The 9,878-nt window shown below is 68.5% G+C and carries 9 protein-coding genes; 7 read left to right on the forward strand and 2 right to left on the reverse strand.

Annotation, left to right across the window (positions count from 1 at the left end; genetic code table 11):
• Nucleotides 1-993, reverse strand: a 993-nt coding sequence (locus ACJ73U_RS17290; protein WP_407778663.1) for an FAD-dependent monooxygenase, incomplete at its 3' end; no start/stop codon positions are given.
• Between the two features lie 839 nt (nt 994-1,832).
• Here ACJ73U_RS17290 and wrbA point away from each other — a divergent pair.
• Entirely contained in the window at nt 1,833-2,450 is a 618-nt protein-coding gene (gene wrbA / locus ACJ73U_RS17295; protein ID WP_407778664.1) for an NAD(P)H:quinone oxidoreductase, read from the forward strand.
• A 75-nt stretch (nt 2,451-2,525) separates the two neighbouring features.
• On the opposite strand, the gene ACJ73U_RS17300 is transcribed toward wrbA, so the two are convergent.
• Nucleotides 2,526-3,062, reverse strand: coding sequence for a YceI family protein (locus tag ACJ73U_RS17300; protein WP_407778665.1), 537 nt, complete (start codon nt 3,060-3,062; stop codon nt 2,526-2,528).
• A 417-nt stretch (nt 3,063-3,479) separates the two neighbouring features.
• On the opposite strand from ACJ73U_RS17300, the gene ACJ73U_RS17305 reads away from it, so the two are divergent.
• From ACJ73U_RS17305 to ACJ73U_RS17330, 6 genes are all read left to right on the forward strand, one after another.
• Nucleotides 3,480-4,550, forward strand: a complete 1,071-nt coding sequence (locus ACJ73U_RS17305; RefSeq protein WP_407778666.1) for a type III polyketide synthase — start codon at nt 3,480-3,482, stop codon at nt 4,548-4,550.
• Between the two features lie 30 nt (nt 4,551-4,580).
• Nucleotides 4,581-5,150: a cupin domain-containing protein gene (locus ACJ73U_RS17310; RefSeq protein WP_407778667.1), complete on the forward strand. Its 570-nt coding sequence runs from the start codon at nt 4,581-4,583 to the stop codon at nt 5,148-5,150.
• 5 nt (nt 5,151-5,155) lie between these two features.
• Nucleotides 5,156-6,307 carry a DegT/DnrJ/EryC1/StrS family aminotransferase gene (locus tag ACJ73U_RS17315; protein ID WP_407778668.1) on the forward strand — a complete coding sequence of 384 codons (1,152 nt, stop codon included), beginning with the start codon at nt 5,156-5,158 and terminating at the stop codon, nt 6,305-6,307.
• Nucleotides 6,304-7,299, forward strand: coding sequence for a methyltransferase dimerization domain-containing protein (locus tag ACJ73U_RS17320; RefSeq protein ID WP_407778669.1), 996 nt, complete (start codon nt 6,304-6,306; stop codon nt 7,297-7,299). The genes ACJ73U_RS17315 and ACJ73U_RS17320 overlap by 4 nt, the downstream gene beginning before the upstream one ends.
• Nucleotides 7,300-7,380: 81 nt before the next feature.
• A complete protein-coding gene (locus ACJ73U_RS17325) occupies nt 7,381-8,283 on the forward strand; it encodes an aromatic prenyltransferase (RefSeq protein WP_407778670.1) in 903 nt (300 codons plus the stop codon).
• A 56-nt stretch (nt 8,284-8,339) separates the two neighbouring features.
• On the forward strand, nt 8,340-9,878 hold a 1,539-nt coding region (locus ACJ73U_RS17330), incomplete at its 3' end, for an AMP-binding protein (protein ID WP_407778671.1).

The raw sequence follows: 9,878 nt of genomic DNA on the forward strand, positions 1-9,878 counted from the left end.
GCCCACCGGGTGCCGTTCGGCGTGATAGGTGTCCAGCAGACCGTCGGGCGCCCAGCCCCGGACGGTGGCCGCGAGCTTCCAGCCGAGGTTGACCGCGTCCTGGATACCGGTGCTCATGCCCTGACCACCGACCGGCAGGTGGATGTGCGCCGCGTCGCCGGCGAGCAGCACGCGGCCCTGGCGGTAGACGGCGGCCTGGCGGCTGGCGTCGGTGAAGGAGCTGACCCACTTGACCTCGCCACCCGAGATGTCCTCGCCGGTCACCCGTTGCCATGCCGCGGCGACCTCGGCGAACTCGGGGGTCTCGGTGTGGTTGTCCAGCGACGGGTTGAACTCGCTGAGGATGATGCGGCTCACGCCCTCGCCCACCGGGAAGGTCTGAACCAGGCCACCGGGCAGGCGCTCGCCGAACGGACGCGGACGCACCGAGGAACCGACCACGTCGGCGAGGTGCATGAGCTGGGTCCCGGGCGTGCCGGGGAAATCGATCCCGGCGGCCTTGCGCACCGCGCTGTGCGAGCCGTCCGCGCCGACCAGGAACAGGCCACGCAGCCGTTCCTGTCCACCGTCGGGGATGGTCACGATGGCCGTCACGCCGTTCTCGTCCTGTTCCAGCCCCACGAACGTCCTGCCGCGACGGATCTCGGCGCCCAGTTCCCGGCTCCACTCCTCGAGCACGGCCTCCGTCTGGGACTGCGGGATACCGCGGGCGCCGAAGTTGGAGTCCTCGAGAACGGAGTAGTCGAACGGAATTCCGCCGAAGTGACCCATCGGACTGGTCTCCACCTCGCCGAAACGGGGGACGAGTCCACGCTGCTCGAACGACTCCAGGGCGCGGGTGGTGAAGCCGAGGGCGCGCGACTGGCCGGACGGCTGCTCCAACGCCTCGACGACGACGACGCTCGCCCCGCCAAGGCGTAGCTCTCCTGCCAACATCAGACCGCTGGGGCCGCCCCCGACGACGATGACGTCCGCATCGAACTTCGTCTCCATGTCAGTCGTCTCCTCCTGCGCGTCAGGGCGCGGCGTTGTTGTTGTGGTGCGGTGGAATGGTTCGCCGACGCGGGCCGAGGTCTGCCCGGGGGACCGGGGCCCGCGCGGATAACGGGATGAATCCCGCCGCCCGAAACAAGCGAGGACACGTGCTGTCCCGGGTGTCGATCGGGTGCATCCGTGAGCGCACTCGGAGACTGTCATGCGCGATCAAGGGTGTCAATCGTCGCACTAGTGGGGCTGAAGTAAGAACCTAGAGACGGGTGACCCTCTACTGTGGACAGTTGAGGAGCCGCCGTGGCTCGGCTCCCCACCGTCACGTCTTCCGTTCCAACTCGGACGGATCGACAGAATCAACCCGTTTCCGTTGCGCCAGTTGACAGACAGCGCCGCAATGATGTCGCCGAGAGTGGTGAGCAACCACTGTCCGGGTGAATTGCGTGCCGTAGCACTGTGAAATAAGTCACTTTTCACATTCCTGGCGAGGCTGGGCTCGTTATGTCACGATAACCGCACGTCTTCTCTGCCCAAAATCAGCCAGTCGCGGATTAGCCGCCTTTTCGGTCGACGCAGCCGCTGGTGAAGTCCGGTCAGAGCAGGCGGTGGGATGCTCGGCGCCGAATGCCCGGGGCATCCCGGTGTTCGTCGGAAGCCCCTCGCCACAGGTCGTCCGACATCGCCGCGATCGCGGCGATGTCCGGCCCACCTCGTGTGCTGGCAGCCGATCGACCCGAACCGACTCCGGATCGGACACATCGCGGTCCGGGCGCACGTGTGACTCCCGTCCCGGCGGCGCGACCGCCAACCTCGATCATCGAACAGGGGATATGCCTGTGGCCGTGCCAGTGAAACTCGGCATCGTCTTCTACTCCGCGACCGGAACCGTCACCGAACTCGCCAGAACGATGGCGGACGAGGCCGAAAAGGTCGGCGCCGAGGTGCGCCTGCGCAAGGTCGCCGAACTCGCACCGGACGTCGCGATCGACTCCCAGCCCCAGTGGCGTGCCAACGTGGACGCCTCCGAGGACATCGCCCAGGCCGACATCGACGACGTGCTCTGGGCCGACGCGGTGATCTTCGGCACCCCGACCCGGTTCGGCAACGTTTCCGCCCAGCTCAAGAACTTCCTCGACGGACTGGGACCCGGCTGGCAGCAGGGCAAGCTGCAGGACAAGGTCTACAGCGGGTTCACCGCGAGCAGCACCCAACACGGCGGTCAGGAGACCACGCTGTTGGCGTTGTACAACACGATCCACCACATCGGCGGCATCGTCGTGTCCCCCGGCTACACCGATCCCACCAAGTTCGCGGACGGCAATCCCTACGGCACCAGCCATGTGAGCGCGATGGGCCGCAATCCCGTCGACGACACGGCACGGACGGCCGCGATGGTGCAGGTGCGGCGGGTGATCACGATGGCCGCCGCGCTACGTGACGGTCTGGCCGGCCAGGACTGAGGATTTCACCGGGAGCCCGACGAGACGAGGGACGGGACCGTGACCGGTCCCGTCCCTCGTGCGCGCTGCCGGTCGTCAGTCCTGCCTGCTCGCCCGGATGTCGATGCTGACCGCGACCTTGTCGCCGATCACCGGGGCGAACGGCCCCCGGGTCACACCGAACTCGGTGCAGCTGATTTCGGTGCGGGCGGTGAACGTCGCCGACGGCTGGCCGTCGGCGACGAAACCGGTGGGGGTCAGGCTCAGCGTCACCGGCTTCGTCGCCGCGCGGATCGTGAGATCACCGTCGACCAGGAACTGGTCGCCGTCGGCGCGCACGCCCGTCGAGACGAACGTGATGGTCGGGAACTCGGCGGCGTCCAGGAAGGGCTTCTTCAACAGGTCCGCGTCACGCCGCTTGCTCCTGGTGTTCACCGACGCGGTCCTGATCACCGCGCGTGCCGACGACTCGAGCGGGTCGTCGGTCGTCACGATCGCGCCTTCGAAGTCGTCGAAGGTGCCCCGGGTCCGGAAGACTCCGAGCAGTGCGACCTGGAAGGACACGACGGAGTGGACGCTGTCGATCGCCCAGGTGCCTGCGACGTAACCTGGAATGTTCATCTGGGTGGGCATTTCGCTGAGTACTCCTTGAGCCGGATTGGCAACGGATGAGGCAGATACTGCGGCGGTCAATCCGTCGGGTGTGAGAAGTTCCCGCGTTGTCGATCCTGTCCCGCCGTGTCCATGATGGCACGGACCCGGTGGCGCGTCACGCGACCGTGCCCGGGTAGTGCGTCCAGGTTCGGACTGCCGGGTCGAGGGCGCGGCCTCGCGGCCGGTCACCGGGATTTTCCTTTACGTGGCCAGTATTCACTGGACCGAACTCGTCCACACAGATCACCGCGGGCATCCGGGAGGAGGGCGGTCCGGACCACGGCGAACAACCTCGTGAACACGTGCCGAGGAATCGCAGGCGAAGCCCACCTGCCGTCATCTCCACGTGCTGTTGCCTTGCTTTCGAGGCTGGCTCCGACAGAAGAGGACTCCACAATGCCGCGGCTATGCAAGCCGGCGATGAGCGTGCCGGAACATGTCATCACAGTGGAAGAGACCCTGGAATTCGCCGCCAAGGCGCACGCAGGCAAGCCGCAGCTTCCCCTGGCACTCCGCCTGATCCGCAACACGGGGGTGCTGAAGCGCCACATCGTCCAGCCCATCGAGAAGACTCTCGTCCACCCGGGCTTCGGCGAGCGCAACCGGGTCTACGAGCTCGAGTCGAAGAAGCGCTGTCCGGCGGTGATCGAGCAGGCCCTCGCGAACGCCGATCTCACCGTCCGGGACATCGACGCGATCATCTACGTGTCGTGCACCGGTTTCCTGATGCCGTCGCCGACGGCGTGGCTGATCAACAACATGGGATTCAACTTCGCGACACGTCAGCTGCCCATCGCGCAGCTGGGTTGCGCGGCGGGTGGGGCGGCGATCAACCGGGCGCACGACTTCTGCATCGCCCATCCCGGCAGCAACGTCCTGATCGTGTCCTGCGAGCTGTGCTCGCTGTGCTACCAGCCCTCCGCGGACGACGTCGGCTCGCTGCTGTCCGACGGCCTGTTCGGGGACGCCGTCGCGGCGGCCGTCGTGCGGGGCGTCGGCGGCGTCGGCATCGAGTTGGAGCGCAACGCCTCCTACCTCATCCCGAACACCGAGGACTGGATCTACTACGCCGTGGAGGACACCGGCTTCCACTTCCGACTGGACCGTCGGGTGCCGGGCACGATGCAGCCGCTCGCGCCGGTCCTGCGCGAGCTGGCCAAGGACCACAGCTGGGACGCGAGCAAGCTCGACTTCTACATCATCCACGCGGGCGGCCCGCGCATCCTCGACGACCTCGCCAAGTTCCTCGACGTCGACCGCGAGATGTTCCGGCACAGCGCGGCGACCCTGACCGAGTACGGCAACATCGCCAGCGCCGTCGTGCTCGACGCCGCCCGCAGGTTGTTCGAAGAGGACGCCCCGAGGCCCGGTGCCATGGGCATGATCGCGGGCTTCGGTCCCGGCATCACCGCCGAGATGGCGCTGGGCACCTGGGCCGACGACACGCCGCCGCGGCCTCTCGACTGACGTTTCGCGCGGACCGAAGGAGACAGACGTATGACTGGAATTGTCCTCCCGGCCGGTGCGGGGCGGAGACTGCTCACGAGGGCGCAGGAGGTGACCTTCAAGGCCACCGGCCAGCAGGGGTCCGCCGTCTCGGTCTTCGAGGTGGTCGTGCCTCCCGGCTTCGACGTCGGTGCCCACGTGCACAACAACTCCCAGGAGTTCTTCTACATCCTGGAAGGCGAGCTGGACCTCCTGGCGTTCGAGCCCGTCGACCGCGCCGGTGCGGACTGGTCGGGTTGGGAGTCGCGGGCCGGCGACCGCGTCGTGCGCGCGGGCGAGGGCAGCTGCATGTTCGTGCCCGAGGGCACCCCGCACGCCTTCCGGAACGCGACGGACAAGCTCGCGCGGATGCTGTTCCACAGCTATCCCTCACCCGACCACGAGCAGTACTTCGAGGAGATCGCGCGGATCTGGTCGACCGGTGCCGCGGTCGACCCCGACGCGGTGACGGAGATGCGCAGTCGCTACGACGTCGATCAGATCACGCCGCTGCGGTACGAACCGCCGACGCTGCTGGACTCCGCCTCGACGGTGACCCTGCGGCCCAACGGGAGGGAATGACCACGATGGAGTCGATTCCCCTGGTGCACGCGAGTCTCGGCGAACGAGAACTGGCGGCCGTCGCGGAGGTGTTCGCCTCCGGCTGGCCCGCCGGACAGGGTCCCCAGGGCAAGGCCCTGGAAGCCGAACTGGCGAAGCGGTACGGCGCCGGCGACGCCGTCGCGGTGAGCAACTGCGGCGCCGCACTACACCTGGCCCTGCTCGCGCTCGACGTCGCACCCGGCGACGAGGTGATCGTCGCCGACTTCACGTTTCCCGCGCCCGCCCACGCGGTGCGTCACGTCGGCGCGATCCCCGTCTTCGCCGATGTCCGTGCCGACACCGGCACGATCGACCCGCGGGCCGTGGCCGATCTGGTGACGCCGCGCACCGTCGGCGTGATCGCGGTGGACACGGTAGGTCTGCCCGCCGACTACACGGAACTGCGGGCGATCGCCGACCGGCACGGTCTGTTCCTCATCGAGGACGCGGCCTGTGCGGTCGGCGCGACGTACCAGGGCCAGGACGCCGGCGCGCTCGCCCCGATCGCCTGCCTGTCCTTCCACGGGCGCAAGGGGGCCAGCTGCGGGGAGGGCGGGGCGTTGCTCGCCACCGATCCGAGCATCGGCGCGGACGTGCGGCTGCGTTCTTCCTTCGGCATCGGCAGCATCTTCGACCTGGGGAAGGTCGTCGGTCTGCCCATCCCGGAGTTCACCGAGATCGGCTACAACTACAAGCTGTCCGACATCGCCGCCGCGATCGTGCGGGTACAGCTCCGCCGGGTCGACGAACTCCTGGCGCGCCGCGACACCATCGCCGCGGTCTACAGTGGATTGCTGGCCGACGAGGAGCTGCTGACCGTGCCCCACGTGCCCGCGGATCGCACGCACGCCTGGCAGTCCTACATCGTGACGCTGGACCCGGCAGTGGATCGCTCGGCGGTCGCGACGCGGTTGCGGGCACAGGGGATCGGCTGCGGACACGGCACGTGGGCGACCCACCTCGAGCCCGTGTTCAGGTCGAAGCAGACGTGCCCGGTCTCGGCGGAGTTGTTCCGGCGCGGTCTGGCGATACCCATGCACGCGGAACTCCGCGTGGACCAGGCCGAACGGGTCGTGACCGCGCTGCGTGAGGCGGTCCGGACCAGCGTCACGGCCGTTCGGGGAGGGGCGGCATGAGCGACGACGAGCCGACGCCGGACGGCGTTCTCCGGCTGATCAACGGCTACTGGGCCACCGGCATCATCGGCGCCGCGGTCACCTTCTCGCTGTTCACCCATCTGGAGAACGGCGTGGAGACCGTCGCCAAGCTGGCGGTGGCCGCCGAGATCTCCGAGCGGGGCGCGCAGGCGCTCGTCGACGGCCTCGTCGGTCTGGGTCTGGTCGAGGTGCGCGAGGGCAGGTACCGCAACACCCCGCAGGCTTCCGCCTACCTCGTCGAGGGCAGCCCCACCTACCTCGGCGACCTCGCCAAGCTCAAGCAGCGGCACATGGGCGGCCTGACCACGCTGGCGGAGGTGGTCCGCGAGGGCGGACCGTTGACGGACCCGACGACCGAGGTGGCGGACAACCCGCACTGGGCGCAGGTCGTCCCGGCCATCGCCGCGCAGTCGGTGCCCGCCGCGCGCGTCGCGGTCGACGTGCTGGGCCTCGCCGGCGCGGGCGAACTGTCGATCCTCGACGTGGGCGGGGGTTCCGGGATCTACTCGGCGATCTGGCTGGCCGCCAACCCGGCCGCCCGCTCGACCCAGCTGGACTGGCAGCCGATCAACGAGATCGCCCGCGGGCTGCTGGCCGAACGTGGGCTGTCCGGTCGGTTCACCTGTATCGACGGCGACTTCCACACCGTCGACTTCGGCACCGCCGTATACGACGTCGCGCTGTACTCACACATCGCGCACCAGGAGGCGCCCGCGGACAACATCGCGGTCTTCGTCCGGCTCTGGCGGTCCCTCAAACCCGGTGGTGCCCTGCTGATCTGCGACTACGTCGTCGACGACGACCGGGGAGGGCCGGCCTTCCCCCTGTTGTTCGCCTCGGAGATGCTGCTCAAGAGCAGGCAGGGCGGCACCTGGCGGCGATCGGACTACCGGGACTGGCTGGTGCGGGCCGGCTTCTCGGACATCTCGTTCCACCCCGCGCCGCCGGCCACGCTGGTCGTCGCCCGGTAACCGCAACCTGCTCGCCATTCGTGGATCCGTCGCCCGTACCGGCCGGCCGAAATCCCAGCGTGTCAACGGATTGGGGAACCCATGTCGGAAAACATCGAGCCCGCAGCGCTCTACTCGGTCATCGAGCAATGTGCTCAACTGGTGGAAGTCCCGTGCTCGAGAGACACGGTCTGGCCGATCCTGGCCGCGTACGAGGACACGCTCGCGCACGCCGTCATCGCGTTCCGGGTGGCGACCGGCGAGGCCAACGCGGGAGACTTCGACTGCCGCTTCACCATGCTGCCCAGACAGCTCGACCCGTACGCCGTCGCGCTGTCGGAGAACCTGATCGCCCCGACGGACCACCCCGTCGGGGACCTGTTGCGCGAACTCCACGGTGAGTTCCCGATCGACGGCACCGGTATCGACTTCGGGGTCGTCGGCGGGTTCAAGAAGACCTGGTCGTTCTTCCCGATCGATGATCTGCAGTCGGTGTCCAAACTGGTCGGTCTGCCGTCGATGCCGGAGAGCGTGGCCGGGAACCTGGACTTCTTCACCAGGTACGACCTGGCCGACCGGGTGAGCCTGGTCGGCATCGACTATCCGCACCGTTCGGTCAACCTGTACTTCGGGGCCGCACCCGCCGAGGTGTTCTCCGCCGAGGGGATCACCTCGATCTTCCGGGAGGCCGGACTGGCGCGGCCGAGCGATCGGTTGCTGCGACTGGGTGCCCGGGCGTTCGGCATCTACGCCACCATGAGCTGGGATTCCCCGAAGGTGGAGCGGATCACGATCGCGGCGATGACCTCGGACCCGATGACGTTGCCCGTTCGCATCGAGCCGAAGATCGAGAACCTGGTCAGGAAGTCGCCGTACAGCACCGAGGACCGACAGTTCGTCTACGCGATCACGACGACGCCGACTGGCGAGTACCACAAGCTCCAGTCGTACTTCAAATGGCAGTCCAGGGTGCGCAACGTGCTCCTGGTGTCCCAGGACGGATGACACCGCGCGGCGACGACTCGCGGCGGCACATCGAACACGGTACGAGGAGACAGCAGATGAAGGCATCCACGGTCTACCGATCCGTGCAGAAACGTGGTCTGCACATCGGTTTGCTGCCGGAGATGGCGGCGGCCGTCGACGGGACGACGCAGATCGTCCTCGATCACGATCTGCAGACCCTGCCGGAGCTGGGGCGCAGCCTGACGGTCGCCGGGTACGCCGACGCCGTCGCCGACCTGGCGGCCCGGCTGTGGGCGGCCGGCGTCCGGCCCGATGAGCACGTCGTGATCCACAAGACGGCCAACGCCGACATCTGGATGCTCGCCGCCGCGGCGTCCCGGATCGCGGCGGTACCCGTGTTGCTGTCGCCCGCGCTGGACGCGACGACCGTCGGTGGCCTGTTGAGCCGGTTGGACCGACCGAACCTGCTCACCGACGAGCGCAAGCTCGACGCGCTGGCCGACCTGCCGACGGCGGATCTCACCAAGCGCGTGATCATCGTGGCGGGGGACCGGCCGGGGACCGAGTCCCTCGCGAAGCTCGCCGGATCACCGCCGGTGCAGCCGCGGACCCGGCCGATCGACGAGGCCGCCGTGATCACCCACACCTCCGGAACCACCGGGCTGCCCAAGCTCGTCGTGCACACGCCGCGCACCCAGGGACTGCGGTTGATCCCGCAGTGGCGGCTCCTCAAGCTGATGCGGCACAAGGAGACGGTCGCGATCGCCGTTCCCTTCGTGCACTCGCGGATGGTCGCGGCCATGTCGCTGGCCCTGCTCAAGCAGCTGCCGCTGCTGCTCGTCAACGAGTCGGATCCGGACGTCGTCGCCGAGAACTTCCTCCGGCACCGGCCGGGATTCATCGAGGCGCTGCCCAACGCGCTGATGGACTGGGAGCGGCTGACCACCGACCCGCGGCGGCCGTTCGCCTCGGTGAAGATCTTCAGCAGCACGTTCGACGCGATCCACCCCAGGACGATGAGCCGACTGCTACGGGCGTCCGGGCGTCGGGGTGCGTTCTTCTTCCAGATCTACGGGCAGAGCGAGGTCGGCCCGGCGGTCGGGCGTCCCTACTTCCGCCACTCCGCGCACCGGGTCAACGGGCGCTGCGTCGGCTGGGCGATGCCGCTGGGTGCCGCGAAGGTCCGCGTGGTGAGCCGGAACGGCAGGCGGCCGTCGGCGAAGAACCCCGGTTTCATCGAGGTCGCGTGGGCGGGTCTCGCCAAGACCTACTTCGCCGAGCAGGACCGGTACGACATCAACCGGCACGGCGACTGGTGGCGCACCGGGGACGTGGGTTACCGGACCCGCTGGGGCTGTCTGCACATGCTCGACCGCGAGGTGGACGTGATCAGCGGGGTACGCAGCTCCCTCGAGGTCGAGGACGTCGTGCTCGGCAGGCTGGACGAGCTGAGCGAGCTGGTCGTGGTGCAGGGCCGCAACGCCGAGGCGATCCCGGTGATCTGCACCTTCGACGACCGGCCGCTGGACCGCAACCGCTGGCGCACGGCCGTCGTCGACTTCCCGCAGCTGGCTGACCCGATCCAGCTGCCGCAGGCCGAGATGCCGCGGACCGCGACGCTCAAGGTGCAGCGA

This window comes from Actinophytocola sp., from assembly GCF_045807065.1.
GTDB lineage: Bacteria > Actinomycetota > Actinomycetes > Mycobacteriales > Pseudonocardiaceae > Actinophytocola.

Coding starts and splice junctions, on each gene's coding strand:
- ACJ73U_RS17300 (WP_407778665.1), bottom strand. CDS start 3,062: ATGCCCACCCAGATGAACATTCCAGGTTACGTCGCAGGCACCTGGGCG.
- ACJ73U_RS17310 (WP_407778667.1), top strand. CDS start 4,581: ATGACTGGAATTGTCCTCCCGGCCGGTGCGGGGCGGAGACTGCTCACG.
- ACJ73U_RS17320 (WP_407778669.1), top strand. CDS start 6,304: ATGAGCGACGACGAGCCGACGCCGGACGGCGTTCTCCGGCTGATCAAC.
- ACJ73U_RS17315 (WP_407778668.1), top strand. CDS start 5,156: ATGGAGTCGATTCCCCTGGTGCACGCGAGTCTCGGCGAACGAGAACTG.
- ACJ73U_RS17305 (WP_407778666.1), top strand. CDS start 3,480: ATGCCGCGGCTATGCAAGCCGGCGATGAGCGTGCCGGAACATGTCATC.
- ACJ73U_RS17325 (WP_407778670.1), top strand. CDS start 7,381: ATGTCGGAAAACATCGAGCCCGCAGCGCTCTACTCGGTCATCGAGCAA.